General features: G+C 44.5%; 28 protein-coding genes. 12 read left to right on the top strand and 16 right to left on the bottom strand.

Features of this window, described 5'->3' with window-relative positions:
• Positions 1-114: 114 nt before the first annotated feature.
• From KYJ26_RS04200 to KYJ26_RS04180, 5 genes are read right to left on the bottom strand one after another with little or no spacing between them, the layout of a single operon-like run.
• Positions 115-378: a DUF2573 family protein gene (locus tag KYJ26_RS04200; protein WP_219166166.1), complete on the bottom strand. Its 264-nt coding sequence runs from the start codon at positions 376-378 to the stop codon at positions 115-117.
• Positions 379-405: 27 nt separating this feature from the next.
• A complete protein-coding gene (gene fhuF / locus KYJ26_RS04195; RefSeq protein ID WP_219166165.1) occupies positions 406-1,152 on the bottom strand; it encodes a siderophore-iron reductase FhuF in 747 nt (248 codons plus the stop codon).
• A 5-nt stretch (positions 1,153-1,157) separates the two neighbouring features.
• Complete coding sequence (locus KYJ26_RS04190) at positions 1,158-1,976, bottom strand: ABC transporter ATP-binding protein (protein WP_219166164.1); 819 nt, start codon at positions 1,974-1,976, stop codon at positions 1,158-1,160.
• A 15-nt stretch (positions 1,977-1,991) separates the two neighbouring features.
• Entirely contained in the window at positions 1,992-3,047 is a 1,056-nt protein-coding gene (locus KYJ26_RS04185; protein ID WP_219166163.1) for a FecCD family ABC transporter permease, read from the bottom strand.
• Between the two features lie 3 nt (positions 3,048-3,050).
• A complete protein-coding gene (locus KYJ26_RS04180; protein WP_219166162.1) occupies positions 3,051-4,037 on the bottom strand; it encodes a FecCD family ABC transporter permease in 987 nt (328 codons plus the stop codon).
• Between the two features lie 210 nt (positions 4,038-4,247).
• Here KYJ26_RS04180 and KYJ26_RS04175 point away from each other — a divergent pair, with 210 nt between their 5' ends.
• The 4 genes from KYJ26_RS04175 to KYJ26_RS04160 all read left to right on the top strand — a co-directional run bounded on the left by KYJ26_RS04175 (position 4,248) and on the right by KYJ26_RS04160 (position 9,085).
• Positions 4,248-5,207: an ABC transporter substrate-binding protein gene (locus tag KYJ26_RS04175; RefSeq protein WP_219166161.1), complete on the top strand. Its 960-nt coding sequence runs from the start codon at positions 4,248-4,250 to the stop codon at positions 5,205-5,207.
• Between the two features lie 163 nt (positions 5,208-5,370).
• Complete coding sequence (locus KYJ26_RS04170) at positions 5,371-6,876, top strand: spore germination protein (RefSeq protein ID WP_219166159.1); 1,506 nt, start codon at positions 5,371-5,373, stop codon at positions 6,874-6,876.
• 17 nt (positions 6,877-6,893) lie between these two features.
• Positions 6,894-7,982, top strand: a complete 1,089-nt coding sequence (locus KYJ26_RS04165) for a GerAB/ArcD/ProY family transporter (protein WP_219166157.1) — start codon at positions 6,894-6,896, stop codon at positions 7,980-7,982.
• Complete coding sequence (locus KYJ26_RS04160; RefSeq protein ID WP_219166155.1) at positions 7,979-9,085, top strand: Ger(x)C family spore germination protein; 1,107 nt, start codon at positions 7,979-7,981, stop codon at positions 9,083-9,085. The genes KYJ26_RS04165 and KYJ26_RS04160 overlap by 4 nt, the downstream gene beginning before the upstream one ends.
• Before the next feature lie 47 nt (positions 9,086-9,132).
• Here the strand turns inward: KYJ26_RS04160 and KYJ26_RS04155 are convergent, their stop codons facing one another.
• Positions 9,133-10,170 (bottom strand): oxidoreductase, encoded by a 1,038-nt coding sequence (locus tag KYJ26_RS04155; protein WP_219166153.1) that lies wholly within the window; start codon positions 10,168-10,170, stop codon positions 9,133-9,135.
• Between the two features lie 121 nt (positions 10,171-10,291).
• Here KYJ26_RS04155 and KYJ26_RS04150 point away from each other — a divergent pair, with 121 nt between their 5' ends.
• Positions 10,292-10,609, top strand: coding sequence for a thioredoxin family protein (locus KYJ26_RS04150; protein ID WP_472690535.1), 318 nt, complete (start codon positions 10,292-10,294; stop codon positions 10,607-10,609).
• Between the two features lie 51 nt (positions 10,610-10,660).
• Here KYJ26_RS04150 and KYJ26_RS04145 read toward each other — a convergent pair whose 3' ends face one another.
• Positions 10,661-12,037: a PGAP1-like alpha/beta domain-containing protein gene (locus KYJ26_RS04145; RefSeq protein WP_219166149.1), complete on the bottom strand. Its 1,377-nt coding sequence runs from the start codon at positions 12,035-12,037 to the stop codon at positions 10,661-10,663.
• A 174-nt stretch (positions 12,038-12,211) separates the two neighbouring features.
• Here KYJ26_RS04145 and KYJ26_RS04140 point away from each other — a divergent pair, with 174 nt between their 5' ends.
• Positions 12,212-12,352: a hypothetical protein gene (locus KYJ26_RS04140; RefSeq protein WP_219166147.1), complete on the top strand. Its 141-nt coding sequence runs from the start codon at positions 12,212-12,214 to the stop codon at positions 12,350-12,352.
• A 49-nt stretch (positions 12,353-12,401) separates the two neighbouring features.
• On the opposite strand, the gene KYJ26_RS04135 is transcribed toward KYJ26_RS04140, so the two are convergent.
• Complete coding sequence (locus tag KYJ26_RS04135) at positions 12,402-12,554, bottom strand: hypothetical protein (RefSeq protein WP_219166145.1); 153 nt, start codon at positions 12,552-12,554, stop codon at positions 12,402-12,404.
• A gap of 110 nt (positions 12,555-12,664) precedes the next feature.
• On the opposite strand from KYJ26_RS04135, the gene KYJ26_RS04130 reads away from it, so the two are divergent.
• Complete coding sequence (locus KYJ26_RS04130; RefSeq protein WP_061809731.1) at positions 12,665-12,844, top strand: H-type small acid-soluble spore protein; 180 nt, start codon at positions 12,665-12,667, stop codon at positions 12,842-12,844.
• A 579-nt stretch (positions 12,845-13,423) separates the two neighbouring features.
• On the opposite strand, the gene KYJ26_RS04125 is transcribed toward KYJ26_RS04130, so the two are convergent.
• From KYJ26_RS04125 to KYJ26_RS04110, 4 genes are all read right to left on the bottom strand, one after another.
• Complete coding sequence (locus KYJ26_RS04125; RefSeq protein ID WP_219166143.1) at positions 13,424-14,803, bottom strand: alkaline phosphatase; 1,380 nt, start codon at positions 14,801-14,803, stop codon at positions 13,424-13,426.
• 140 nt (positions 14,804-14,943) lie between these two features.
• Positions 14,944-15,801, bottom strand: coding sequence for a dimethylarginine dimethylaminohydrolase family protein (locus KYJ26_RS04120; protein ID WP_219166141.1), 858 nt, complete (start codon positions 15,799-15,801; stop codon positions 14,944-14,946).
• A 184-nt stretch (positions 15,802-15,985) separates the two neighbouring features.
• Positions 15,986-17,566: a long-chain-fatty-acid--CoA ligase gene (locus KYJ26_RS04115; RefSeq protein WP_219166139.1), complete on the bottom strand. Its 1,581-nt coding sequence runs from the start codon at positions 17,564-17,566 to the stop codon at positions 15,986-15,988.
• Positions 17,567-17,725: 159 nt separating this feature from the next.
• The gene (locus KYJ26_RS04110) at positions 17,726-19,147 is read right to left on the bottom strand and encodes a DEAD/DEAH box helicase (protein WP_219166138.1); all 1,422 of its coding nucleotides are present in this window, start codon (positions 19,145-19,147) and stop codon (positions 17,726-17,728) included.
• Between the two features lie 100 nt (positions 19,148-19,247).
• Between KYJ26_RS04110 and KYJ26_RS04105 the strand changes: the two genes are divergently transcribed.
• A complete protein-coding gene (locus KYJ26_RS04105) occupies positions 19,248-19,703 on the top strand; it encodes a hypothetical protein (RefSeq protein WP_219166136.1) in 456 nt (151 codons plus the stop codon).
• Between the two features lie 203 nt (positions 19,704-19,906).
• Here KYJ26_RS04105 and KYJ26_RS04100 read toward each other — a convergent pair whose 3' ends face one another.
• Both KYJ26_RS04100 and KYJ26_RS04095 read right to left on the bottom strand, forming a co-directional pair.
• Positions 19,907-21,070, bottom strand: a complete 1,164-nt coding sequence (locus tag KYJ26_RS04100) for an iron-containing alcohol dehydrogenase (RefSeq protein ID WP_219166135.1) — start codon at positions 21,068-21,070, stop codon at positions 19,907-19,909.
• A 101-nt stretch (positions 21,071-21,171) separates the two neighbouring features.
• Positions 21,172-22,047, bottom strand: a complete 876-nt coding sequence (locus KYJ26_RS04095) for a LysR family transcriptional regulator (RefSeq protein WP_219166133.1) — start codon at positions 22,045-22,047, stop codon at positions 21,172-21,174.
• Positions 22,048-22,158: 111 nt separating this feature from the next.
• On the opposite strand from KYJ26_RS04095, the gene KYJ26_RS04090 reads away from it, so the two are divergent.
• The 3 genes from KYJ26_RS04090 to KYJ26_RS23895 all read left to right on the top strand — a co-directional run bounded on the left by KYJ26_RS04090 (position 22,159) and on the right by KYJ26_RS23895 (position 24,350).
• Positions 22,159-23,427, top strand: a complete 1,269-nt coding sequence (locus tag KYJ26_RS04090; RefSeq protein ID WP_219166132.1) for an APC family permease — start codon at positions 22,159-22,161, stop codon at positions 23,425-23,427.
• A gap of 14 nt (positions 23,428-23,441) precedes the next feature.
• Positions 23,442-23,981, top strand: coding sequence for a flavodoxin family protein (locus tag KYJ26_RS04085; RefSeq protein ID WP_219166131.1), 540 nt, complete (start codon positions 23,442-23,444; stop codon positions 23,979-23,981).
• 84 nt (positions 23,982-24,065) lie between these two features.
• Positions 24,066-24,350: a hypothetical protein gene (locus tag KYJ26_RS23895; protein ID WP_257474878.1), complete on the top strand. Its 285-nt coding sequence runs from the start codon at positions 24,066-24,068 to the stop codon at positions 24,348-24,350.
• On the opposite strand, the gene KYJ26_RS04080 is transcribed toward KYJ26_RS23895, so the two are convergent.
• Both KYJ26_RS04080 and KYJ26_RS04075 read right to left on the bottom strand, forming a co-directional pair.
• Positions 24,256-25,314, bottom strand: coding sequence for a nuclease-related domain-containing protein (locus tag KYJ26_RS04080; RefSeq protein WP_219166130.1), 1,059 nt, complete (start codon positions 25,312-25,314; stop codon positions 24,256-24,258). The two genes, KYJ26_RS23895 and KYJ26_RS04080, sit on opposite strands and share 95 nt — an antisense overlap.
• A gap of 207 nt (positions 25,315-25,521) precedes the next feature.
• Positions 25,522-25,950 carry a MarR family winged helix-turn-helix transcriptional regulator gene (locus KYJ26_RS04075; RefSeq protein ID WP_219166128.1) on the bottom strand — a complete coding sequence of 143 codons (429 nt, stop codon included), beginning with the start codon at positions 25,948-25,950 and terminating at the stop codon, positions 25,522-25,524.
• Between the two features lie 171 nt (positions 25,951-26,121).
• Between KYJ26_RS04075 and KYJ26_RS04070 the strand changes: the two genes are divergently transcribed.
• Positions 26,122-26,544, top strand: a complete 423-nt coding sequence (locus KYJ26_RS04070; RefSeq protein WP_219166126.1) for an organic hydroperoxide resistance protein — start codon at positions 26,122-26,124, stop codon at positions 26,542-26,544.
• The last annotated feature ends 46 nt before the right edge of the window (positions 26,545-26,590 follow it).

Genomic DNA, 26,590 nt, shown 5'->3' with positions numbered 1-26,590 from the left:
ATTACTCCAACCCCCAAACTCGTTCAGAATCTCCATCTATCTTCCCCGTCTCTTCCAAATTCCAATAAAAAAGCACCCTCTTCTCATCAAAAGGGTACTAATCAATCTAAACCGCTATTCTCCATTATTTTTCCCATTCATTTCCGCACGATGAGCTTCATTCATCTTCTTGATCTCCCCGACGATCCGTTTCATTTCATCCTTGCCTTCAGGGTAAAGTGAATTCCAATGCTTCACGAGTGAAGGCATGTTTTTGGCGATGAATGAGTAAAGTGCATATTGTGTCACCATTTCTTTCTTGCCGGCGTCGGATTCTCCAACCAATAGCTCCGTGTACTTTTCAAGCAATGCATCAAATTGTTCAGGAAATTCCTTCATTACGTTTACCTCCTTATGAGTGATGAATCAGGTCTTTTTCACCAGACAGGTTTGCGGACAGGTTTTACAGCGATACTGTTCCCCGTCCTTCAGCTTATAGGAGAAACAGCATGTTTTCCTGACACGCACCATGTCCATTACACCCTCGACATTTACTTTCCTACTATAATATTTTGCCAATGGATTCGTACGATATCTGCCGAACCACTGTCGGTTTTCATCTGACAGAAGATCCTGGAATTGGTCATCACGCCGATGCCTCATTCCTTCGTTCATAAGGAAGTCATCATTCTCAAATACCCAGAATACATATACGGCGATGTTTTCCCAAAGGATATGGTTGGAAAGCTTCGTAACATTCTTTAATGTTTGAATCACCCGATCAAGATGCCCCCGGAAGAGGGATTGAATGAACTCGTTCTTTTCCTCAAGAGATGAAAACTCCGTCACGGACGCATCTTTCAGGTGAAAGTGAGGTATCCACAGACCCTTTTTGTCCTCATCCACAAGTATCAGGTTTTCAGGCGTAAGGTTTAATTTCTTATTCCAATACGTCATCGCCATCAAGCCCATGGCCGCTACAAAAGCATATCGCTTCATAAATAAGGATGCTGCCACTTTAAGATCATCCGTCCCAATCAATGAAAGGCGATGTGACAAGTACTCCCTCATCTCATCACCGTCGCAGAATGTGCTTGCATCAACTCCTTCAATAGTAGCAGTTGACGCATGAAACCGGTATTTACCAAGAGTATCCCATTGTTCCTCAGTCAAGGAATTCATCCCGTCTCAACTGCGTCCTTCAAGATGCAGCGCCCTTTCCCGAATGGAATGCATAATGGCGTGCCGAATAGCGGGTCCCTTGAAACCTGACAATCCATATCGAACACATTCTTTACGAGTTCACAACTGATCACCTCTTCAGGCTTTCCTTGGGCGTAAATCTGCTTATCCCGGATCGCGACGATATTATGGGCATATCTGCAGGCGAGATTCAGATCATGAAGAACCATGACAATCGTACGCTGCTCCTTCTCATTGAGTTCGAATAATAAGTCCAGGATCTCGATCTGGTGGGTCATATCAAGATACGTCGTAGGCTCATCCAATAATATGATGTCAGTGTCCTGAGCGAGTGTCAGGGCGATCCACGCGCGCTGTCTTTGCCCCCCTGATAATTCATCCACTTTCCGGTCCTTGAGCTCCTCCATCTTCGTTGCTCTCAATGCATCCTGGACAATTTTCTCATCCTCTTGGGACCATTGTTTGAGCCAGGTTTGATGGGGATAGCGCCCCTGCTTGACGAGTTGCAGGACGGTCAATCCTTCCGGAGCCGTCGGAGATTGAGGGAGAATGGCCATTTTTCGAGCGACTTCTTTTGTTGATAAACGTGAGATTGCCTCCCCATCCAAGAGGACCGAACCTTGTTTCGGCTTAAGCAAACGGGCGATGGAACGAAGAAGTGTGGATTTACCACAGCCGTTCCCGCCGATAAAGACCGAAATCTCCCCTTTTGGAATGTCAATATTCAATTCATCGATGATGGTCCGCTCCCCGTAGGATAGAGTCAAATCTTTCGTTTGTAATGCATCACTCATCTATGGCCAACTCCTTTAAGAATTTCTTGTTTTAAATAAAAGATAGATAAAATATGGTGCACCGATCGCTGCCGTAAATACTCCGGCAGGGACTTCCAAGGGCAGGAATAAGGTCCTTCCGATCAAATCTGCCACCATGACGAGAATTCCGCCGATAAGGGCTGCAGTAGGTAGCAGTGCCCCAAATGAAGACCCGACCATCCGTCTTGCCATATGGGGAGCCATCAAGCCTACAAATCCGATCCCTCCCGCGAAGGCAACAGCCCCGCCTACTAAAGCCGTTGACATTAGTAGAAGGAAGAAGCGCTGAAGCTGGACATTCCCTCCTACACTTGTCGCAATTTCTTCTCCTAGTTCCTGTATATTCAGTTGACGGGTAATAAAGAAGCTTAAGAGAATAAAGACCAGGCTCCAGGGAAGCAATATCCATACATCCTGCCAATCGGAACCGTTCACCGTACCCGTGATCCATATATTTGCCTGACTCGCCCGGTAAATCGGTCCGAGAATCATGAGCAATGTCGTCAATGCTTGTGTTAAAGCGGATATCCCGATCCCGATCAGCACGAGCCTTACAGGAGATACCCCTTTTCGCCAAGCTAAAAAATAGACCAAAAATGCAATGATGGTCGCTCCGATAAATGCAGCGACCGGGAGCCATTTAACACTCACCATCAGCGTATTGTCATCGTTGCTGAAAAGGGTCAGAAACGCTACGACAGCCGCTCCCGCTCCCCCTGTGATTCCGATGATATCAGGTGAAGCCAGGGGATTCCGGATCATTCCCTGAAGGATTCCCCCTGCAACGGCCAGCGCCATTCCCGCCAGGAGAGCAATGATGATCCTTGGGAGGCGGAATGACGTCACCACGAGATGTTCCAAGCTTGTCCCGCCTCCAAAGAAGACACTTACCACCTTCCAGGGAGCGATTTTTAAATCGCCTATACCTGTACTCATAATCAGGACAAGCAATGTAATCACACCAAGGATGAGTACTTTCTTAAGTGCGGATAAATCCACGAGCATGGATACCCGATCCTTCAGCCAGCGTTTTCCTATAAATCGATTCATCTGTCAAAACCCCTTCCTAGCAACATACACGAAGAATGGTGCACCGATGATGGCGGTCATGACGCCAACGGGCACCTCCTGGGGCATGATGACGTATCGGGCTCCAACGTCAGCGGCCAAGAGTAATACCGCTCCGAGAAGTCCCGAGAAGGGAATGAGCCACCGATGATCCACTCCGATGATTTTCCTGGCTATATGAGGGATGACGATACCAATAAAACCGATGGGACCTGCAACGGCGACAGAGCCACCTGCCAGCAGGACGACGACGGCCAATGCGAGAAACTTGATCAGTGACGTTTTCAAGCCCAGCCCTTTTGCCACATCTTCCCCCATGGCAAGGATGTTCATCTTACCCGCTATGATCAGAGCAAGGATCCATCCAACTACGATATAAGGGAAAACGCCATTTAATATCTCCAGACTTCTTCCCTGTACAGAACCAGCCAGCCAGAATAATACCTGTTCAAGTGCCGCTTCATTCAGGACAAGCAATCCTTGTGTAAAGGAAGAAAACATCGCCGTGATGGCGGCCCCTGCCAAAGTCAGCTTCATTGGTGTCAAGCCTTTATCCCCTGCGGAACTGATGACGAAAACGCCTACAGCTGCAATTGCAGCACCTAGAAATGCAATCCACGTGAAGGATTGAAGGTTGGTTACACCAAATAACGTAACCGCAACGACCACCATGAAGGCACCGCCTGCATTGATACCGAATATCCCCGGCGAAGCCAAAGGATTCTTGGTCAACGTTTGCATCAGGACACCTGAAATCGCCAGGGATGCCCCTACTGTCGCAGCGATCAGCGCCCTTGGTAACCGGATCGTCTGGAGCACGATATGCTCAGTCGATCCCGTCGGATTGGTAAAAGCATTGAAAGCGGTCCTCCATGACGTGTCCGTGTAACCATACACAATACTGATCCCGACACACAAGATAAGAAAAAGGAATGTACCTATAAATATCAAAAGTTGTTTTTGAATTTTCATTATGTGCTAACCTTTCTATTTGTTAAAGGTCTTCTTTAAGAAAAGGAAATCAATTCTACCCTTACTATTTTAAAGAAGAATGAAACAAGCGTCAATGATTTTGAAAATCATTATCATTTAGGTGTTGACAATGAAAATCTTCTCATCTACTATTATGAGTGTAAATGATAATCATTATCATCGATAAACCAATATCAGGGGGATATACATATGAAATTGAGAAGCTTACTTTCATTACTGTTGATTTCTACTCTTCTATTTCTTGCAGCTTGTGGAAATAAAGACGAGAAAGATGAATCTGCAGGAAATGATACGAAAGAAGAAACATACACGGTGGAACATGCCATGGGTACGACAGAAATCAAAGGTACTCCTAAAAAGGTCGTCATTCTTACAAATGAAGGAACAGAAGCCCTTCTTTCCATGGGAGTGACGCCGGTCGGCGCTGTACAATCATGGACAGGTGACCCTTGGTATGAACATATTGCCGACGACATGAAGGATGTTGAAGTGGTCGGAACAGAGAGTGAATTGAACGTTGAAGCAATTGCAAAGCTACAACCTGATTTGATCATCGGAAATAAAATGCGTCAGGAAGAGCAGTATAATCAGCTGAAAGAAATCGCACCGACAGTAATGGCTGAAACCCTTCGCGGAGACTGGAAAGAAAACTTCGAATTGTATGCGAAAGCGTTAAATAAAGAGGAAAAAGGGAAAGAAGTATTGGCTGAATATGATCAGCGCATTGAAGACCTGAAAGGAAAACTGGGAGATAAATTGAATCAGCAAGTGTCTATGGTCCGTTTCATGGCTGGAGACGTCCGAATCTACCATAAAGATTCCTTCTCGGGTGTGATCCTGGATGAATTAGGATTTGCCCGTCCAGAAGGTCAGGATGTGGACGACTTTGCTGAAAAAGGGGTGACAAAAGAGCGCATCCCTGCGATGGATGGAGATGTCCTATTCTACTTCACGTATGAAACGGGAGATGGCGAAGCGAATAAGCTTGCTGAAGAGTGGATCAACGACCCTCTATTCCAGAACCTTGAAGTAGCGAAGAAAGATCGGGTATACGAAGTCAATGATAGCATCTGGAATACAGCAGGCGGTGTCATCGCAGCGAATCAAATGCTTGATGATATCGAGAAGTATTTCTTAGAAAAGGAATAAATGTAAGCCGGAAGGGATTATCCTTCCGGCTTATTTTCTTTCACATTCCAGGCTCCCCTCACCCTCCTTACGATTATTTTCCTTCTCCCCCTCTATTTTTCATAATTCTCCTTTTTTCGGAAACACTACTGGGTAGAATAGACTTCGGACATGAGGGATTAGTATGTTTCCATTCTTTAAGAACAAAAAGAATAATGATCATGATAAGAAGAAGCAGTCATATGAGAGCATGAAAAAGGAAGCAGAGAAATCTGCCGATTATAAACAGGCATTTTATAAAAATCCTCACACAGGGGCCAAATTCAGTCTCCACTTCCTTACAACGCTGATCGATGGAAAAATCCTGCAGGAGGACGTCCTCCCCTCTTTACTATCCAAAGACTTTCATTCATTCGATGATTTGAAGACACTGGTTCCTGTACTGGATATTCAAATTTCCACGGATGAATCTCAAATTGAGCAGAAGCTTTATAACGGATATACCCTCTTAACAATGGATGCTTCGAACCGAAAATTCGCCTTCATCGCGACTAAAAATGAGATGGGGAGAAAGGTATCCCAACCAGAGGTCGAGTTCAGCGTCGTCGGTCCGAAAGAGGCATTTGTGGAATCACTCAGCGATAACTTAAACCTCCTTCGAAAACGGCTGCCCATCAAGGAAATGCTTGTGGAAGAATTCAATATCGGAAAGCTCACCCATACCCGGGTGGTGTTACTTTATATTGACGGATTGGCAGATGAGGCCAACGTTAATACCGTTCGCCAACGATTACGTGATATAGACTTTGATCAAATCATGGATAGTTCCTTTATAGAACAATTGATCGCAGATAACAGTAAATCCCCCTTCCCCCAACTATTGGACTCGGAACGACCTGACCGGGTCGCTTCTGTATTGGTGGAAGGGAAGGTTGCGATTCTTGTGGATGGATCTCCTCATGCTCTGATCGGTCCTACCACTCTCGTAGAATTTTTCAATGCATATGAGGATTACTTTCTGAATTTCTTCATTTCGTCATTCTTACGTCTCGTTCGTGTATTCGCCGTAGCATTCTCTATCTTAATTACACCCATCTATGTAGCGGCATTGACTTATCATTATGAACTGATTCCTAAGGATTTAATGGCAACCCTCATCACGTCGAGACAAGAGATTCCCCTGCCACCGATACTAGAGGCATTATTTCTTGAATTGACGATTGAACTGTTGCGGGAAGCCGGGGCCCGCCTGCCGACCAAGGTCGGTCAGACCATTGGTATCGTTGGAGGTATCGTAATCGGGACAGCATCCGTTGAAGCGGGGATTACGAGTAATGTACTTCTCATCCTGGTAGCGCTTGCTGCACTTGCTTCCTTTACCACTCCCGTATACCGGATGAGTAATACCATTCGTCTGCTGCGTTTTCCGTTTCTTTTGTTCGCACAGCTTTGGGGGTTGTTGGGAATCGTTTATTGTTTCTGCCTCCTTATGGGACATCTCTTACGATTAACGTCTTTGGGCAGGCCATTCTTAGAGCCCCTTTATCCTCCAAGGGTAAAGGACCTTAAAGATGCACTCATTCGACTTCCGTTTAGTAAGCAAAAAGGGCGTCCGGAATATTTGCGAACACAGAAGCCTTTTAGATTCAAACCGTCTGAAGGCAAGAAAAAGCTTGATATTGATGAATAATGGTTGGAGGTGATCAGATGCAGCCGATACCAGACAGAAGAAAAATATCACCGTTCCTCGTATTCTTTCTCATCCACTCCATTCAAGTGGGAGCAGGGGTACTGGGCTTTCAACGGGTCATTTCAATGAATGCAGGATACGATGGGTGGATTTCTGTTATTCTTGCAGGTATTTTCACACATATTATCATGGTGATGATGTATCTCATCCTTGACAAAGTGGATGGAGATCTTGTATCTGCTCATACTCTGGCATTTGGAAAATGGATAGGGAATGTATTCAATTTTATATTTGTTATCTATTTCAGCTTACTTGTCATCACCATTTTACGAACGTATATCGAAGTTTTACAGGTATGGATGTACCCGAGGTTGAGTACGTTCTTCTTCTCCCTGTTCTTTCTCCTACTCGTTTATTATATTGTAAACGGCGGAGTCCGAACGATCACAGGAACGGCTTTTTTCGGAATCATCCTTCCAAGTTATCTCATTTTGACGTTCGCCTTTACCTTCCAATACTCAGACTTTCGGAATGTTCTGCCCGTCTTTGATCATTCGGTGAAGGATTTGTTGATTTCTACAAAGAATATGTCCCTGACCTATTTAGGTTATGAATCCATTTTAATTCTTTATCCCTTTGTAAAGGACGCCAAAAAATCACAGAAGTATGCACATTGGGGGCTATTCACCACCACCACCCTATACACATTGTTAGCGATCATTTCCTTTGCCTTCTTTAGCCAGAAGCAGCTGGAAAAGACCGTCTGGGCCACCCTCTCTATGTGGAAGATTGTCGAAATGCCGTTTGTAGAACGATTCGAATACATTGGGATCGCCAATTGGTGTCTCATCATTCTTCCAAACGTCTGTATTGCCATCTGGTGTTCCAGCAGGATCTTAAAACGGATGACGCCTTTAAGGCACAGGACTTCGTTATTGATCATATGCATTTTATGCCTATCCACCCTTACCTTTTTCACCGATCGGAAGCAAGTGAATTTCCTGAATGATATATCAGGGCAAATCGGTTTTTACATTAACTATTTTTACGTACCTGCCCTATTGCTTCTGGTGATCATCATGAAGAAAGTGAGGCATAAACAATGAAATGTCGCTATTTCATCCCGTCCCTTCTAATCTGCACCATGTTCCTGTCTGGGTGTGTAGAAAGAGAAATCCTTGATGATTTGTACATTGAGACAGCAAAAGCGTTCGACTATGAGGGAGAGGATAAAATTAGGGGAACATCCCTATTCCCTATTTATTTAGCAGATAAGTCGATTCAAAATGGGACACTGTCAGCCGAGGCATCCTCCACCAGGGAAGTATTAGAAAAATTAGAACGAAGGTCACAGCAGCCACTGGTACGGGGTGGACTCGACATCGTGCTGGTCGGGGAAGAACTTGCAAAGAAGGGGATCATCGATATCGGGGATTCCCTTCAACGGGACGCAAGTGTTGGAGCGCGGCTCTATTTAACCGTCACAGAGGGGGAAGCCGGAGAACTCATCAAAGGGAATTATGGATTAAGGGGCAACGGGACATACCTTTCCAATTTGATTCATCATAATATCACCCGGAGAGAGTTGCCCGAGACCAATCTTCATATGTTCGTCTATGATTACTTTCAAGAGGGGCAAACGCCTTATCTCCCAATCTTAAAGCAGCTTTCCAACGAAAGCGTCGCCATTACTGGCATTGCACTATTTGATAAAGATAAAATGGTCAAGAAAATCCCTGCTAAAGATATGTTTTTCTTTAAACTTCTGGTGGATAAGTTTGCAGAAGGCAGTCACGTGATCAAAATGGGGAAGGAAAGGAGCAGGGGGCATGTGGAGAAGTCCGTTGAGGCCTCGGTGACAAGTCTCATATCCAAGAGTAAAATCATCGTCAAACACAACAGCGATCCCGTTGAAGTGACCATCCGAGTGAAAATAAGGGGAATCATCCGGGAGTATACCGGTAAAAATCTGACGCCTGACAAAGTGATCGAAGTGGAAAAAGCGATGAAGAAAGATATAGAAGAAAAATGCATGAAAATGCTGAAAGAATTCCAGGAGTTAGGGATCGACCCTGTAGGCATAGGCCAAAACCAAAAGCATGGTATACGCGGGTTTGACTTCAAGGAATGGGAGGACAACATCTATCCACAAGTGAAATTCAACGTGGACGCAAGAGTTCAGATTTTAGAAGCCGGTACGGTGGAATAACGCATAATGAAAGGCTCCCTTCATATGAAGGGAGCCTTCTATAATGATCATAAGGTTATGACCCGTCCACTTTCAGCACTTTCTTTACACGCTTCAATGATTTTTATGACCTGTAAAGCATCCTCAGGGTCAACGGGAAGAACTTGATTTTCTCTTAGAGCACCATACACACCGAGATAAAATTGAGAATAATCCCCTTTTTCGGATGGAATGACTTCAGATGTCACATCTTCCCCTGAAATGGTTGTCAGGATACCCCAGTTTTCTTCTTCTTCCATCCCCCAGTCTTCTGAAAGAGGATTTTTTCCGGCCTTCAAATCATCCTCCTGACGATCCATCCCATGTTTCACGTAGCTGCCTTTTAGTCCATGAACCTGATAACGCGGTCCCGGATCGAGGACGATAGAGCGTGAGTACAATTGCACTCTCAAAACGTCATATCCGAGGGTGATAACGAAGTAATCTTCCGCTTTATCCGGGTTCCGTTGTGGAAAGACATCTGCCTGAACCCATTTTGGCTTGCCAAACAGGGTTAAAGCCTGATCCAGAAGATGAGAACCCAGATCATACAGTACTCCTGCTCCTTCAATCTTGTTCTCTTTCCACCGGTCCTTGATAGCGGGACGGAATCGGTCAAAATGAGCTTCATATGTATAGATTTGACCAAGCGCCTCTTCTTTTAATAACTGCTGAATCGTTAAGAAGTCAGCATCAAAGCGTCGATTATGGAAGACAGAGAGATGCAGGCCTTTTTCCTTTGCTAAAGCCAGCAGCTCTTCCCCTTCCTTGCTGTTCGTTACAAATGGCTTCTCCACGATGACGTGCTTGCCTGCTAGTAACGATTGTTTAATCATGCTGTAATGAAGGTGATTAGGCGTCGTAATGACCACTAACTCGATATCTTCCTGAAGCAAGTCGTCAAGTGTCGACACGACGGTCGCTCCTTCTATGTCTTTCAATACTTTTTCTTCTTTGGAAGACAGAACCGCTTCAATGTGAAATTCCTCTAAGTGAACTAATAAAGGACGATGAAAGCTTTGTCCTGAGAAACCGTATCCTGCTAAACCAACTTTAATGGGCTGCATAATGTCACCTTTTTCTTTGAAAATGTATTCTCATATTAGCATGTACAAAGACAGACTAAAAATGATTCGTTTTACAATGGGGCAGGGTTTTGTATAAAATAAGTGGAAAAGGGAGGTTAGCATCATGCAATCAATCAAAAACAAAGAAACCTTTGACGATCTAATCGGTTCAACAGAGCCTGTCATCGTAAAATTCCATGCGGACTGGTGTCCGGACTGCCGTCGTATGGACATGTTCATTGATGAAATCATGGAAGAGTTCAATCAATATAAATGGTATGACATCAATAAGGACGAATTCCCGGAAATCGCTGAAAAATATGACGTCATGGGCATTCCAAGCCTGCTGGTATACAAAAACGGCGAAAAAATCGCTCACCTGCACAGCGCCAACGCCAAATCACCAGAACAAGTGACAGAATTCCTGAATTCACTATAAAAACAAAGGTCCGTCCCTATTTATACAGAGGGACGGACCTTTGTTTTTCACTTAATAAATATTTCCCTTTCCATCTACATACACCGTTTGAATCACTGTTCGTTGAAATTCGTTTCCCTGCTCCGTTTTCCCTTCCAGGTCAAGGGTGATGTTGTGGATTCCTTCCTCAAAGTCCGCCAGCGGCAGGGACGACAGATCTTCACAAGTAATGAGTGTAGAGGGTTTTTTCCCGCTCTTCATTGGGATATGGTGGATCGTATACATTTTCTTCAACACCGTTTGATCACTTGCAGTCAAGGAAGTCACTGCTAATTTCTTATGAAAGAGAATGCTCAGCATATAGTGTTCTTGAGACGCGTGAGCCCTTACTTCCCACCTTCCAGTAATGGGAGCAGCAAGCTGGATGCTGTGATGAAAAGCGCCGGGGAAATATCCTGTAGCATCTTCAGCCACACTCCACTGCCTGTATACTTGACCGTCCGGACCCACCAGTTCATACATCGTATCCCGTTGATCGCTGACCCAGTCGATCGTAAGCCTCTCAACCCCTTCTTCCACAGAGAAATGTTCCACTGCCATACCATCTACTGTCCCTCCCCTGTGAAGCACCGAGGTTTCCTCTTCCTTTACATGTTCGTTCGCTTCAGCATGAACTACAGCTTTCACCTCATCCGAGAGAAGCTCCTTCATATAAGGGAAAATGGTACTTCCTTCTTTAATGGTCGAATGAGTCCAGTCCCGTACCGCCACTTCTATGCCATAAGGAAGCCGGGAGCTCTTCACCAGGACAGCACCATCGCTCTGACCAAATCGACTTAAATAAAGCCCTCCCCAAAACAATTCAGATTGTGCTCCACCCCAACCTGTACCGCCAAACGTATAAAAAGGGATGCTTCTTGCAAGATCATGCCGGTCCATTTCCGACCTGAAACCTTTCATATAGCCCGTTTGCAATGAAAAGACGGCAGGGGTCTTGCTTTTCAACGCATCGGTCAGCCATCCCGCCCATTTACTAAAGGCAAGATCGGCGAGCTCTGATCCATGATGGGGAGTTGATAGTGTAATGACCCGTTCTACATAAGGAGAAGCACCGTAATGCAACAGTGCCGTTTGGGCATCGATCCCTCCCTTGCTGTGACCGACAATCACGAGCTTTTCCTTTAAAGAATCGTACATTTCACCTATTTTCTCTGCTAAAATAGCTCCATTCGTCCACATGTCTTCGTCCTGGTGCAAATCGATGAACACCGATTGATAACCGGCTCCACGGATGATGGGGAGCATATCATTATTCGAAAGCCACGTGTCTGATGAAGTATTGATGCCATGGACAAACAAGACCGGAAACCCTTCCGTATTCGCTGCTTCCTCATCTTTGAACCACCTGCCTGGTTTTCCTTCCCGCATTTCTTTCATTCTTTCATGCATCAGCATTGCCCTCCCCATAGAAAAGCGTTCTTTTCTTCATTATCGTTCAGCACTGATAAAAATTCATCCTGATTGTTAAATTTAGGAATAAAGACATATATTCTCCCCGAATTGAATAGTCCCCTTGTCCTTATCAAAAACTAATATCGATTTTACTAATATGGAGGGATTCCTTTGACAAAGAAAAACAATCGGGGCAGTGAGAACCAAAATTCACCTAAACGAGGCACGACAGAGTTTGCAAGCGAAATCACAAGCGGGGACAACAGTAAGGGAAATAAGCATAATAAAGACCAGAAAAGTAAAACGAAATAGTAAAAACCTGCCTGATTCGTTTCAGGCAGGTTTTTGGTTGGAAAAGGTTTCAGTCATCTTCCTTAGAGATATTCACCGGAATCATGTTCGATTCAACATGTATGTGACTCTGGTCGGCTTCCCTCTCATCATCACCATTTAATCGTTCGTTTAACTCCATGTTGGCTTCTGTAGGGGACATTCTTTCTTCCTGCTTCTTCATATCATCATCCTTTCACTATTAGAGTATCAATTTCCCATTGGGATTATGCGGCTCATGGTTCTACCGAATTGGGACACACTAATCAATGAAAACATTAGGAGGAATGAATTATGGACCAAAATCGAGTAAAACAGATCTTATCTTCTTCAGCAGACATCCAGGTCAAATACAAAGATGCATCCGTTTGGATCGACTCTGTATCAGAAGACGGAAAAACGGCTGTTGTGCATCTTCGAGGGCCTTTGGAAGAACGTTCAGAAGTAAGTGTTTCTGATTTAGAAGAGGTATAAAAAGAAAAGCTGTCTTAGTAAACATTGTTGCTTTTGGATGTAGCGAGTGGCGGTTGATTTCCGCTACAGGTGCTCGCTTTCCGCGGGGCTGGCGGTGAGCCTCCTCGGCTTCGCCTGCGGGGTCTCACCTGTCCAGCTATTCCCGCAGGAGTCGAGCACCATCCGCTCCAATCAACTGACGAAAAGTTTGACTATCACAAAGGAAATGTGGAGATTGCGTATGCCACTGCTTTTTCATTCGTTGCAGTGACTGATTTTATTCAATAGTCCTTTACTCTTTTTAAACCGATGGTCACAAACCATTTTGCTCTGTCAACTACTTACTTCTTTAGAGGGTGAAGGGATCTTCGTAGACTCCTACGAAAAACGGACATGCCGAGACCCCGGAAGCGTTTTTGCTGAGGAAGCTCGGCCGAACGTCCGTGGAAAGCGGGACTGTTCCCTTCACCCTCCTGCACCACAACTAAATGACAGAGCATCGTAAATCTTAGTTTGTGTGCGAATAGCAACAATCTTTGGGAAAACAGCCAAAAGAAAAGACCACGCCGGGCAAGTCCCCCGTCGTGGTCTTCATTCAGATCATTTCTTGTCTTTAATTTTCCCTTTGTTCTTCAAAAGTTCAAAGATTTGGTTTGCCTGATCTGTATTATCGATCAAACCGGCAAATTTCTCTTTTTGTGGACCAAAGGCATAAACAGGAACGTCGTCACCAGTGTGCCCGTCTGTTGTCCAGCCCGTTCCAGAACGGGTATCAAAAATCTTCTCGATCGCATTATCGATTTCCGTTTGATCACCTTTTTCAGCCGCGGTTTTCACAGATGCGATTTCTTCAGGCGTCAGTTCAAGGTCGATATTATTCGCTAATGTTTCTTCAACCGATGCACCATTCACAATCTGCTCTGCCATATAGTCAGGTGTATGCTTTGCCGCTTGGATTGGAGCCGGATCCCAGTTGTACTCACCGTCTGAACCAATTGAGATTCCACCTGTTGAATGGTCTGCCGTCACGATGACAAGAGTTTCTCCATTTTCTTTTGCAAAATCTCTTACTTTTTCAAATGCTTGTTCAAAGTCTCTCATTTCACTCATCGCACCGACTACATCATTATCATGGCCGGCCCAATCGATCTGACTACCTTCCACCATTAAGAAGAAACCATCTTTATCTCCTTTTAAACGGTCAAGGGCAGCCGTCGTCATATCCGCTAAGCTCGGTTGCTTCTCATCACGGTCAATCATCTTGTCCATTCCGGATTCAGCGAACAGACCAAGGATTTGATCATTCTTATCTTTTTTAAGCTCATCAGCTGATTTTACATAGCTGTATCCGTCTTTTTTGAATTGTTCTGCCACATTACGGTCATCACGTTCGAAGAAATCCGTTCCTCCACCCAACATGACATCAATCTTATGTTTACCGTTGATCATTTCATCATAATAATCATTGGCAATCGCATCTTCGCTCTTACGTGACTCTTCATGTGCCCCGTAAGATGCCGGTGTAGCATGCGTGATTTCAGATGTAGCTACAATTCCTGTAGACATGCCATTTTCTTTCGCCTGTTCCAGTACCGTTTTCACATCTGATTTATCGTTATCCACTGCAATTGCATTATTATAAGTCTTCACTCCACCGCTCATGGCTGTTGCAGCAGCTGCAGAGTCTGTAACGTTCTCTTTTTCATCTTCCGGATACGTCGTTTGTAGTCCGACAAGGTAAGGATCAAATGCCGTCTTTTCCATTTCGACAGTATCAGGATTGTCGTTCATATAACGAAGGCCGGTTGTGTAAGGTACACCCATTCCATCACCGATCATAAAGATGACGTTCTTGGCTTTGCCGTTCTTCGATTCCTTCGCACTTGCTTCTGTGTCGTCCTGGTTCATTCCTATGACACTTCCAAGAGCTAATGTGGAAACCACCGCTAATGGAAGGATCTTCTTCATCGATTTCTTCATTTTCCCTACCTCCTATAATTCGTGGTACATGTAGAAGAATAAAGGGGAAATATGAAGAACCATTTACGAAACGAATACAGGAGAGTAAAGCTTATGTAAATTTAAAAAAACAGGCAAAAAGTCACCTGTTCTTTTCAATATCATTCTCTTATAAGGGGAAGAGTACAGCAGCGGAATGACCCACCCGACTTAATGATTTCCGATAAGTCGAGCTCGATCACCTGAAATCCTTCCGCTCTGATCCGTTCATTTAAAGCTTCGTTCTGGATGAGACTGATGATCTTTCCGTCACCGATCGCCAACACATTCGGCCCCATTTGAAATTGTTCACGATCTGTGACCGTAATGGTATGATAATGCTTCTTGATGGTCTTTAGATCCTCTTTTGAAAATGCCGGCGGATAGACAAGTGCCCAATCACTCGAAATGATGGTAAAGACACAATCCAAGTGGAGGATGTCTTCCCTTAAAGGCATTTCATGAACGGTGTATTGCGGGAGTTGATTTCGCAACGATTGGATGGCCAATTGATTCGTCCGGCCACTCACCCCGATCCAGATATTTTCTTCATCCACGAGGACATCCCCTCCTTCTATGGAATGAAGAAGTTCACGATAAGGGATCTCACCTTCCTTCAGCCAAGTCTTTAGCGTCTCCACTTCCCCACGCCTGACTTCAGTATTCATCGATGCTACGAAGAACTGATCATGGATGGTGAAGCCAATGTCTCTTGTAAAGACTTGCTCATTGAATTCAGGGGATGCCGGAAGATGAATGACCTCTGAACCATTTTTTTCTAATGTGTCTACAAATTGTTTATGTTGCAGAACAGCTTTATCTATATTGATATTGTCATTTAAAAAGTGCTTTTGAGTTTCATTTATGATTTCGTTGATTTGCATATTTTCAGGTGAAACCACCACTACTTTTTTTAGCTTTCCATACTCATTGGCACAATGCGTTTTCGAATTCGGAACCAACGGGGAATTTAAACTCATCTTTACGCCCTCCATTTGTCTACTCTTAAACACTGCTTTTCCCTGTTATTATGCTGATAAAACTTCCTTTTTATAAGTTATGCCGCATAAGCCTAAACAGGGACGACGAGCATCATGTATCGATGAAATAAGGGCGTTTGTCCATGGAAATGGAAAAAGGCATGCAGCTGCATGCCTTTTATTATCAATGCACCATCCGATCATGATCCTTCCAGAACTCTTTTCTGATGACCACTTTTTGGATCTTACCGGAGGCCGTTTTGGGTAACTCTTTGGCAAAGGTTATATTTTTCGGCGCCTTGAAGTGGGCAAGTTTTTCTCTTGTAAACGTTATGAGATCTTCTTCTGTGACACTGTGCCCATCCCTGAGAACGACCACTGCATGGGGAACTTCCCCCCACCTTTCATGAGGAACCGCCACAACGGCTGCTTCCAGCACACTATCATGCTCGTAAAGGGCACCCTCTACTTCAATGGATGAGATATTTTCCCCTCCGCTGATGATCACGTCTTTCATCCTGTCGACAATTTCAATATATCCATCTTCGTCAACGGTCGCCATATCCCCCGTATGAAGCCACCCTTCCCGGATCGTCTGCTTTGTGGCTTCGGGGTTTTTGTAATAGCCTTCCATCACCGTATTAGTCCTGGTCACGATCTCACCGATTTCTTTACCGTTATGAGGCACTTCTTCCCCCAGCTCACTTACCACTTTCACCTTGCTTCCAATCATGCTGTAGCCCGCCTTCGCTTTCAGTCGGTATGTTTCTTCCTTAGGTCTGCCCTGTTCCGAAGACCTTGGGATGGAAGTCGTGATTAGTGGCGAAATTTCAGTCATCCCATATACTTGGATGAATTCCCATTTCAGATTTTCTTCCACTTTCCGGACAAATGCCGGTGGAGGTGCAGATCCGGCAATGACCACCCTCACATCCTGCCCGATGGAACGCTCCCTCTCCGGGTAGGATTCCAGAAGCATATTAAGAACCGTCGGTGCCATATGCATGACGGTGACACCATGCTTCTCCACTTTGTCCAAAATCACTTCCGGATCTACTTTTCGAAGCATCACCTGGGTCGCACCGTTAGCTGTATAATAAAATGGTGACCCCCATCCATTCACATGAAACATCGGCAGGACGTGAAGAAGCGTGTCTTGATCAGAGACTTTTAAGTGATGCATGGATGACAAGGCATGTAAATAATTAGACCTGTGGGTAAGAAGGACTCCCTTCGGATCTCCCGTTGTCCCGCTCGTATAGAGAAGGGACGCGATATCCGTCTCTTCCAAGTCTACCCGGTTGAAAAACTCCCGGCTGAAAGAGCCTCTCCATTCTTCATATCCGGGGTGTCCGTCCCTCTCCTTACCGAGTATCACCACATGCTCCAAATGAGGAACCTCTGAAAGTATCGGTTGAACCAAAGGATAGAGCTCTTCATCGACAAACAAGGCCTTACTCTCACTATGGGTCAGGATAAATTGATAATCTGCAGGCTTTAATCTGGTGTTCAATGGCGTCATGACCGCTCCGACAGAGTAGACACCATAGAATCCTTCCAGCATCTCCGTCGTGTTAGGAGCAAGGTACGCGACTTTGTCGCCCTTCTCTATCCCAAATTGATTCAAACCCCTTGCCAGCTGATTCACCCTGTCATTAAGCTGCTTATAGGTCAATCGTTTTTCATCATCGATGATCGCGACCTTGTCTCCATATAACTCCACTGCCCGATCGAGAAAATCCGTCAACACTAATGGTACATGCATATGTATATCCATCCCTTCTGATTCGTAATGACTGCTGTGAATCGTTTATAGGAATCATTTTACCAGATCCCGCTATATTTTTGGGAATATTCAGAAATTATCAAAGGTATCCAGTCAAAATAAATAGCATGATGACACTAGTGTCACCATGCTAACAGGCTACATTCCTCTGCGACTGGAAGTGGATCTTCCCCCGCTATTTCGCTTAGTACCGGAGTTAGTCCTTTCCGTAGAGCCTCTTCGGCTGCCCCTGGAAGAGGCCGTTGATTCACCACTTCGACGTGAGTCCACTCGACCGGAACTCCTCTTGTGTGAAGGACCATTACTTTCATCCGTCCGTGGTCTGCCTCCACGTGGGTGCCGTGCTTTACGGTCTTTATTCGCTTGAATCTTCTTTTCACGGCGATCTTTCGCACTTTCATTGGATCCTTTAGGCGCATTAGAGGTCCCTTTCGCAGGAACAACCTCTACAACCCGACGGGGCAAGGAACGACCAATCCCTTTTTCAATCACTTCCAGGTCCTGCTTATCCTTTAATGCTACAAACGTGATGGCAAGCCCGTCGTTCCCGGCTCGGCCCGTACGTCCGATTCTGTGAATGTAGCTTTCTACATCTTGTGGAATGTCATAATTAAATACATGTGTGACACCCTCGACGTCAAGCCCGCGTGCTGCCACGTCTGTCGCAATAAGAAGTTGGAGCTTTGCGTCCCTGAACTTCTTCATCACGTTTTCCCGCTTTGCCTGGGACAGGTCACCGTGGAGCTCATCGACTAGAAAGCCCCTTGCTTTGAGATCCCCAAGGAGCTTACTAACCCTTCTCTTTGTCCGGCAGAAAATGATTCCGAGGAACGGCTGAACCTCATGAATCGTCTGGCTGAGGGCATCGAGTTTCATACGATCCGTCGTTTCCACGACTTCCTGCTGAATTTCCTGTACGATCTTTTCTTTTTCACGGATCTGTACATTATGGGGACGATTCATATAGCGCTTGCCGATCTTGCGGATATCCTTGGACATCGTCGCTGAAAACAGCGCTGTCTGACGAGTGAACGGCGTCTCGCGGATGATCGCTTCTACTTCATCGAAAAATCCGATATGAAGCATCTGATCCGCTTCATCTAATACAAGAAACGATACATTCGAAAAGTCGACCGTCTCTCGGCGTACATGATCAAGTATCCGACCCGGTGTTCCGATCACGATATGAATCGCTTTATTCTTCAATCTCTTAATCTGCTTCTCGACATCCTGGCCACCGTATACGGCCAGCACATGTATATCATCTTCCGTTGAAGAAAGAATCTGATTTAATTCAGCCGTTACTTGAATCGCGAGCTCCCTGGTCGGAGTCACGATAAGTGACTGGATTTCATCTTTTTCAGGATCGATCTTGGCTAGCATGGGCAGGATAAAGGCCATCGTTTTTCCTGTTCCTGTTTGCGCCTGTCCAATTACATCTTCCCCGTTTAAGAGAAAAGGAATGGTCTCACTCTGAATCGGCGTAGGTTCTATAATGGATTGTTCTTTTAATGCATTGACATACTTAGGCTGGATACCTAAGGAAGTAAAATCATTCATTGGGGTCACCTCTTTGTTCCTCATTATACCTGTAAACCACTTTAGAAAATAGGGGCCTGTGTTATAATGGGGAAATCGTAAAATGAAATGAGGAATAACAGTGCTGACATTTGAGGAAAAATTAGCTGTCATAGAAGACTTTCCTGAGCTTACACGGAAGGATGTTTCGATGAACCGGGTGAACTTCCATTTTGAAGACAGTCTATACGAAAAGACGACTGTCGTGTACCACCTTCACCCGAACGGAAATGGGTTTGTTTATACAGGCAGTCTTCAAGCGTATGAAGCGAACCAGAAAGGCCTTGTGAATATCAGGGACTTTACTCGAGATGAACTCCTGGAAATCGTCCGTTCTTCCATCGACTTTCTGGCAACAGAAGAAGTAGTTGCTCCACCAGTAGAAGAGTTGTGGAAAGACGCTGAAGGACACTCCCTGCAACTAATCGAGGAAGACGACCGCTGGAATATATATGCCGGTGACAATTTGGAAGACAGTTTCGGCGGGTATGATGAAGCAGCATTGTATCTTCGTGAAGAAGGCTTCAGGAGAAGATGATACTAACGTAAAAAGGACGAATCGTTTTGGCGATTCGTCCTTTTAATGTGGGGTCTGGTTTTGAAATTGAGCCGCTTTAGGTAAAAATCCGGCCGAAACGATGAAGAATCCAGCTGTTTTCTGTCTTAATCAAGCCGAAATCGATCCTAATCCAGCCGTTTTTAAAGAAAATCCAGCCGAATGCCATTTATTACCTCAAACCCTCATAACGAGCGCTTCAATATATCCCGCACACTATCATAATCCATTTCCTTATACGTCCCGACGCCTGGCTTGATGAACGTCTTCTCTACAATGGCATCAAACTGACTATCGTCAATATCATAATCGGCAAGTGTACTTGGAGCCCCAAGTGAGTTCCAGAAATCACGCAGCGCTTTTGCTCCCTCTCTTGCCACTTCGATATCGTCCTTGCCATCAGGCGAAATCCCGAAAACATTTACCGCAAGCTGTTTGACCCGTGATGGATCCTCTTCCAGGACATGCTCCAGCCAGTTAGGGAAAAGAATCGCAAGGCCGCCTCCATGTGGAATATCATAAATCGCAGAAATGGCATGCTCGATTCTGTGTGTTGCCCAATCACCGCCGTCTGTCCCGTTGGAAAGGGTTCCGTTAAATGCGGTCGTACTGATGTACATCATCGTTTCCCTATGCTTGAACGACTCCAAATCCTCCAGCAGTTTAGGGCCGGTTGCAATCGCCGTTCTTAGAAGCGACTCAATGAACCCATCTATCATCGGAGTATTTTCAGTCCGGTGGAAATAGTGTTCAAGGGCATGTGACATGCTGTCCACAATCCCATAGATCGTCTGATCACGTGGTACAGAAAATGTATAAGCAGGATCGAGAATTGAAAATGCCGGGAACACATGAGGAGATCCCCATCCTAATTTATCATTCGTTTCCCAGTTCGTGATGACCGAAACAGAGTTCATTTCAGAACCCGTAGCTGCAAGGGTCAGAACCGTTCCAAAGGGAAGTGCCTCATTGATTGGTGCTTTGGCGGTGATCAGTTCCCACACGTCTCCATCATATTTGGCTCCTGCCGAGATCGCCTTTGTACAATCGATGACGCTGCCGCCGCCTACGGCCAGGATGAAATCAATCCCTTCTTTTTGACAGATCGTAACACCCTTACGAACCGTCGTTAAACGGGGATTCGGCTCGACTCCGCTTAGTTCAAAAACGTTTGCATCGATTTTCTTCAATTCGTTCATCACATCGTCATAAACGCCATTACGCTTGATGCTTCCTCCGCCGTAAACGAGTAACACGTTCAGTCCTTTATCCAGGATGGAAGGCAGTTGCTTCACTTCATCTTTACCGAAGTATAGCTTTGTGGGATTGTATTGTAAAAACGTATTCATATTTAACACCTCTTCAATTGTAGTTTGTATTCATTTTAGCACTAGATTCACCCATGGAGATATTGATAGTTTTTCATATTATATATCAAAGATTTTGATGACTACGAAGTCAAGGCTGAAATGAATTGTGCAATCGGAGGCGTCAGCCACTTTTTCTTTTGATAAACGATCTGCGTATACACCGGGATTTTTTTATGATCAAAGGGGATTTGGACGACTTTCCCGCTCTCAATATCTTTCTTCACTGCTATCTCAGGCATGATGGCAAGGCCCAAATCATCCGCTACACATTGCTTTATGGCCTCTAAACTGCTGAAAGAGATGACCGATTTTGCCTGAATGTTTTCTTCTTTTAATAATTGCTCAAGCAGGACACGATACGAACATCCTTCCTCGGTCAGGATCAGTGTTTCAGTTTCAAGCTCTTTTAAGTTCATTTCTTTCAAGCCATTCAGACGGTGCCTTGGCGGGGCGATCATCACCAATTTCTCTTGACGAATGGGAATCGTCATCAAATCGGGATGTTCCGATAAGCGGTCCAATAAAATCGAGATATCGAACTTTCCCTGGAGGGTGCCTTCTTTTAAATTTGGACAAAGTCCGGATTCAAGCAAGATCTTCAAATCTGGATGTTTGCCTTTTAATTCCTTGATATATGGTGTGATGAAATAAGCGGCCAGAGACTCTACTGTACCGATGCGCACGGTTCCCCTCAGATTGCTTTCCTTCGAAATCCGTTCTTCCGCTTCATCCAGTAGGGATAGTATTTTCTCCACATAGAAGTAGAGTTCCTCTCCCGATTGCGTCAATCTCATTTTCCGGCCGACCCGCTCGAATAGCTTGACTTGATAATGATCCTCCAGTTTCTTGATCTGGGTCGTGACACTGGACTGAGCATACCCGAGCTCCTCTCCGGTTTTGGTATAGCTTCCCCACTTGGCTACCTCTTTGAAGGTATATAAATAGTTGATATCCATTTCATTCTCCCTCATCATCTTTTACAATAGTTAGTATCAATAATTATAGATAACTTCAATACTAACAGCAATGATATACTCCATACTGAATGAACATTCTGGAGGGGTATCATGAGTCAGCTTCAAAAATCACTGCGTCTGCCACAAATCATATCTTTATATATAGGAGCCGTTCTTGGTTCCGGTGTACTATTTTTACCTGGGGTTGCAGCGAGTATGAGTGGTCCTTTATCCATCATCTCTTGGATCGTCATCTCTCTCGCTGCCATCCCCCTCGCCCTAACGATGGGTTTGCTTTCCGCCTTCCATCCTAGTTCAGGAGGGGTTTCACATTTTGTATCCGAAGCATTCGGTAAATCCTTTGGAACCGTCATAGGATGGATGTTCCTGCTCTCTGTCCCTACAGGTGTCCCCATCATCGCTTTAACAGGTAGCTCTTATTTAGGGCAGCTATTTGACTGGGGACACACCGAAATGGTACTTGGGGCTGCGGGCATTTTAATCATCGTTCTGCTCATCAATTTCTTTGGTGTGAAAACAATGGGATTCATTCAGACACTGGTCATTTCCCTTATCTTATTTGTCTTATTGTTTGCGATCTTTTCAAGTATGCCCCATGTCAAGGCGGAGCATTTCACTCCCTTTGCGCCAAATGGGTTATGGACAGCAGTCCCTACCATCGGAATTCTGTTCTGGTGTTTCATTGGATGGGAAAGCGTTACGCATATGTCGGGAGAATTCAGTGACCCCGGTAAAGATGCACTGAAAGGCGTGTTATGGAGTGCAGGTATTGTATCTGTTCTTTACATCATGCTAGGAATAATGGTCGTCGGTACTAATAGCTACACAGGTGGAATGGCTGAGACTGCACTCAGTCATATGGTCCTTTTATCTTTCGGAAGGCCCGGGGCGATTGCGGTCTCCGTTACAGCACTATTCATATCCATCGCCAGTTCCAACGCTTATGTCAGTGCCGGTTCCCGGATCGCTTACACGTTATCAAAGCAAAAGGTGGCACCGAAATGGTTCGGTGCGGTACACTCTAACTATAAAACACCAACCGGCGGACTATTATTCATCGCAATCATCTTTGCCGTCTTGTTATCGGCGGTTCAATTAAGGTGGCTGTCCTTTGAAACGTTGCTTCCGTTCCCGAATGCTACCTATTTTGCCACCTATATCGGCGGAGCTGCCGCGGGGCTGAAGCTATTAAAGAATCATAAGATCGGATGGATCGCCTCCATGGCCTCCCTCGTTCTGACTCTTGGATTCTTCCCGTTTCTCGGCTGGGTCGCTATTTATCCTATAAGCGTAGTATTGATCGTCTTCATATGGAATGCTAAGAAGAAAACGACACAAACGGTACAATTGAATTCATAGAGGAGTGTTGAAGTATGAAAGTATTAGCCCTTTTAGGAAGCACACGAAAAAACGGAAACTCAGAATACCTTGCAAAGAAAATCGTAGAAGGAACCGATCATACTGTCGTTTCCCTGGCCGACATGCATATCGAGCCGATCGAAGACCTTCGCCATTCTGAAGGAGGCTTCCTTCCCGTCGAGGATGATTACGAAAAGCTGGTCCATTTGATGGAAGAGCACGACGTTTTATTATTTGCGACTCCCCTTTATTGGTATGGGATGAGCGGCCCGATGAAGAACTTCTTTGACCGCTGGAGTCAGTACCTTCGTGATGAACGTTTCAATCTAAAAGAAGAGCTTACGAAAAAGAAAGCGTATGTAGTGATTACCGGAGGAAACTCCGCCAAGATAAAAGGACTTCCACTCGTTCAGCAGTTTGATTACATTTTTCAGTTCGTCAACATGGAATTCACAGACTATATGATCGGTGCAGGAGTCAAGCCTGGTGAAATTGTCAATGATACAGCAGCACTTGAGAAGGCTGAACGTTGGAATGACCGATTCAAATCATAGATGATCCCATTATGGGGTCATCTTTTTTAGTAATTTTGCCGGTTAAGGAAATAGTATGAGTAAAACCCTTATTGGAGGTTTACTATGGATTTCCCTACTATTCACACTAACTTCTGGGATGCCGTCATTGCGATTCCTGTTATTATCCTTTTAACTCAACTGATTAAAGTTTTATTTAAGCCACGGGCTTTTTTAGTCCCGAATATCGCCGTCATACTTGGACTGTTCATTTCCATTTTCATCAGTCACCGAGGACATCTCGTCACGGGTCTTTTCATGGGCTTTTTTTACGGATATGCGGCAATCGGGAATTATGCTTCTTTGAAGACAACGGTGCTGGCTTATCGGGGGGAGAAGGAGGAGACTTGATGAGTGGCGTTAAGTCGTAGGTTCTATCTTTTGTCGTGCCTGTGGATGGGAGGTTCAAGTTTTGAAGGAGCTTTCGTATAACCGAGATGGATTCAATCTTTAAGAACTTCCTTGCTTCCCTGTTCGTTATAAATGGTGTGCTCAGATAAATATAGTCTATCAATGCACTAATATGAGCATCTTTTTGAATGGATAGACAACTCATGCACCTCCACGTACCGCTTATTCTCTCCATGGAGACATGTTGACAATGAGCACAATAGACGCCGGTAAGGATTTCAGTTTGTGGAACATTGAATTGTTTTAGAACGTTGTAGGATTTAGGTGAATGGTTTTTCAATAAGAAGTTTGACCACTTGGATAGTTGTTTAGGAGTGAAAATAGGGGTTTGATAGGACTTGGTATAGTTTTCGATGAAGAAAAGAAGTTTAGGACTTCTAACCAGTCTTCGAAATACACTTTGGTCTTGCGGAGAATTTTTAATATAGGTATTGGTGTTGGTGAATACAACCAGATTCTCAATGGGAATAGCAGGACATTTATTTTCAATCAACCATCTTTCAAGGTTCTTCCTTTGATTTGAAGACTGGAGAATGGGATCAGGAAATACTTCCGTTGTACCGTTTAGTGTTCGAATCATTTGATTGTAAGTCGTATCAATGTAAATGTCACCTGAGATATTTTTCACTTCAAGAATGAGGATGAAATTCTTATGAAGAATGACGGTATCCATCTGAAAACAGGTTGATTGATGGCAAAGGCGCAGATCATGAAGGATAATATACTCTTTTACCGAGAGCTGTTTCAAATAATAAGAAAGTGACATTTCGCCGTTGTACCCAGCTCTGTATCTTGCCAACTGAATTTCAATTTCATGTCTTCCAATGTAGTATTTGGACAACCGCTTCAGTAATGCTTCAAGTTTGAAGATGATTTCAGGGGGTTCAAGCTCTTTTACGATCAATAGAATCACTCCTCTTAGATAAATGAGCTGAATTCAAGTCATTATAGGGGAGAATTTGGCCGAAATTCGTGAAAATTCAGCCGTTTCGCAAGAAAAACCAGCCGAATACCAGAAGAATCCGGCCGCTTTCACATAAAATCAAGCCAAAACAATCAAAAATCCAGCTAATAACCAAATTATAACAACTGAATCCCGAGAAATATACAGTTAATTCTGCAGTCTATTCAAAATCGTCGTCAGCGTCTGATCCAGCTGATTTAACTCCTCACCGTCCATCTCAAGACGCTCCAATAAACGGGTCGGGACACATTCTGCTTTTTCCTTGAGGTCTCTTCCTCTTTCAGTAAGACTGATGACAACACTCCGCTCATCCTCTTTCGATCGTGTCCTTTCAACAAGTCCGTTTGCTTCCATCCTTTTCAACATGGGTGTCAGTGTGCCTGAATCCAGGAAAAGCTTCCTCCCGAGTTCCTTCACAGATATTGTTTGTTCTTCCCATAAAACGAGTAAAGCCAGATACTGAGGATACGTGACTCCGATTTCCTCCAGCAGGCTCCGGTAGAGCTTCGTTATCTCCCGCTCAGCAGTGTATATTTTAAAACAGATTTGATTTTCCAATAAAAGTGGATCTTTCATACATGTCGATTCCTTTCTTGAAACATACTAATTGAGATTATCATACAAAAAAGACTATCATTTATCAAATTTAATTTTACACAACTAAATTGTTGACAATTTTAATCAAGACCGATACAATTGATTTTGTAGAATTAAGTTGTACACAATACAAATTGAGGAGTGAATAAAATGGATGCATTATACACAGCAAAAGCCACGGCTGAAGGCGGCCGCGCAGGAAAAGTAAAAAGCAGTGACGGAGTATTGGATGTGGCACTCGCCATGCCAAAATCACTTGGTGGCAACGGGGCTGAAGGAGCAACAAATCCGGAGCAGCTATTTGCAGCAGGATATGCGGCTTGCTTTGACAGCGCACTTAATTTAGTCGCTCGTCAGGAAAAGAAGAAAATTGAATCCAAGGTAACGGCGGAAGTCTCCATCGGTAAAGATACGGATGGCGGATTCAAGCTGGGCGTAGCGCTAGTCGTAGGTGTCAGCGGTGTCGAATTGGACGAAGCGAAGCAATTAGTAGAAAAAGCCCATGGTGTTTGCCCATATTCAAAAGCAACAAGTGGGAATATCGAAGTTGAATTACAAACTGAATTAATCTGATTCCGTAGAGGCTGAGACAAAAGGATTTCAGCTAAAGAAAAATCCG

The organism is Rossellomorea orangium (assembly GCF_019334305.1).
Lineage (GTDB): Bacteria > Bacillota > Bacilli > Bacillales > Bacillaceae_B > Rossellomorea.
Note: the sequence above shows the minus strand (reverse complement) of the source record. Positions and strands in the feature narration are given on the sequence as shown.

Coding starts and splice junctions, on each gene's coding strand:
- KYJ26_RS04110 (WP_219166138.1), bottom strand. CDS start 19,147: ATGAATGATTTTACTTCCTTAGGTATCCAGCCTAAGTATGTCAATGCA.
- KYJ26_RS04120 (WP_219166141.1), bottom strand. CDS start 15,801: ATGAGTTTAAATTCCCCGTTGGTTCCGAATTCGAAAACGCATTGTGCC.
- KYJ26_RS04130 (WP_061809731.1), top strand. CDS start 12,665: ATGGACCAAAATCGAGTAAAACAGATCTTATCTTCTTCAGCAGACATC.
- KYJ26_RS04070 (WP_219166126.1), top strand. CDS start 26,122: ATGGATGCATTATACACAGCAAAAGCCACGGCTGAAGGCGGCCGCGCA.
- KYJ26_RS04145 (WP_219166149.1), bottom strand. CDS start 12,037: ATGCATGAAAGAATGAAAGAAATGCGGGAAGGAAAACCAGGCAGGTGG.
- KYJ26_RS04200 (WP_219166166.1), bottom strand. CDS start 378: ATGAAGGAATTTCCTGAACAATTTGATGCATTGCTTGAAAAGTACACG.
- KYJ26_RS04085 (WP_219166131.1), top strand. CDS start 23,442: ATGAAAGTATTAGCCCTTTTAGGAAGCACACGAAAAAACGGAAACTCA.
- KYJ26_RS04180 (WP_219166162.1), bottom strand. CDS start 4,037: ATGAAAATTCAAAAACAACTTTTGATATTTATAGGTACATTCCTTTTT.
- KYJ26_RS04155 (WP_219166153.1), bottom strand. CDS start 10,170: ATGCAGCCCATTAAAGTTGGTTTAGCAGGATACGGTTTCTCAGGACAA.
- KYJ26_RS04160 (WP_219166155.1), top strand. CDS start 7,979: ATGAAATGTCGCTATTTCATCCCGTCCCTTCTAATCTGCACCATGTTC.
- KYJ26_RS04075 (WP_219166128.1), bottom strand. CDS start 25,950: ATGAAAGATCCACTTTTATTGGAAAATCAAATCTGTTTTAAAATATAC.
- KYJ26_RS04170 (WP_219166159.1), top strand. CDS start 5,371: ATGTTTCCATTCTTTAAGAACAAAAAGAATAATGATCATGATAAGAAG.
- KYJ26_RS04135 (WP_219166145.1), bottom strand. CDS start 12,554: ATGAAGAAGCAGGAAGAAAGAATGTCCCCTACAGAAGCCAACATGGAG.
- KYJ26_RS04090 (WP_219166132.1), top strand. CDS start 22,159: ATGAGTCAGCTTCAAAAATCACTGCGTCTGCCACAAATCATATCTTTA.
- KYJ26_RS04185 (WP_219166163.1), bottom strand. CDS start 3,047: ATGAATCGATTTATAGGAAAACGCTGGCTGAAGGATCGGGTATCCATG.
- KYJ26_RS04125 (WP_219166143.1), bottom strand. CDS start 14,803: ATGAAGAAATCGATGAAGAAGATCCTTCCATTAGCGGTGGTTTCCACA.
- KYJ26_RS23895 (WP_257474878.1), top strand. CDS start 24,066: ATGGATTTCCCTACTATTCACACTAACTTCTGGGATGCCGTCATTGCG.
- KYJ26_RS04100 (WP_219166135.1), bottom strand. CDS start 21,070: ATGAATACGTTTTTACAATACAATCCCACAAAGCTATACTTCGGTAAA.
- KYJ26_RS04190 (WP_219166164.1), bottom strand. CDS start 1,976: ATGAGTGATGCATTACAAACGAAAGATTTGACTCTATCCTACGGGGAG.
- KYJ26_RS04165 (WP_219166157.1), top strand. CDS start 6,894: ATGCAGCCGATACCAGACAGAAGAAAAATATCACCGTTCCTCGTATTC.
- KYJ26_RS04095 (WP_219166133.1), bottom strand. CDS start 22,047: ATGGATATCAACTATTTATATACCTTCAAAGAGGTAGCCAAGTGGGGA.
- KYJ26_RS04175 (WP_219166161.1), top strand. CDS start 4,248: ATGAAATTGAGAAGCTTACTTTCATTACTGTTGATTTCTACTCTTCTA.
- KYJ26_RS04115 (WP_219166139.1), bottom strand. CDS start 17,566: ATGCATGTACCATTAGTGTTGACGGATTTTCTCGATCGGGCAGTGGAG.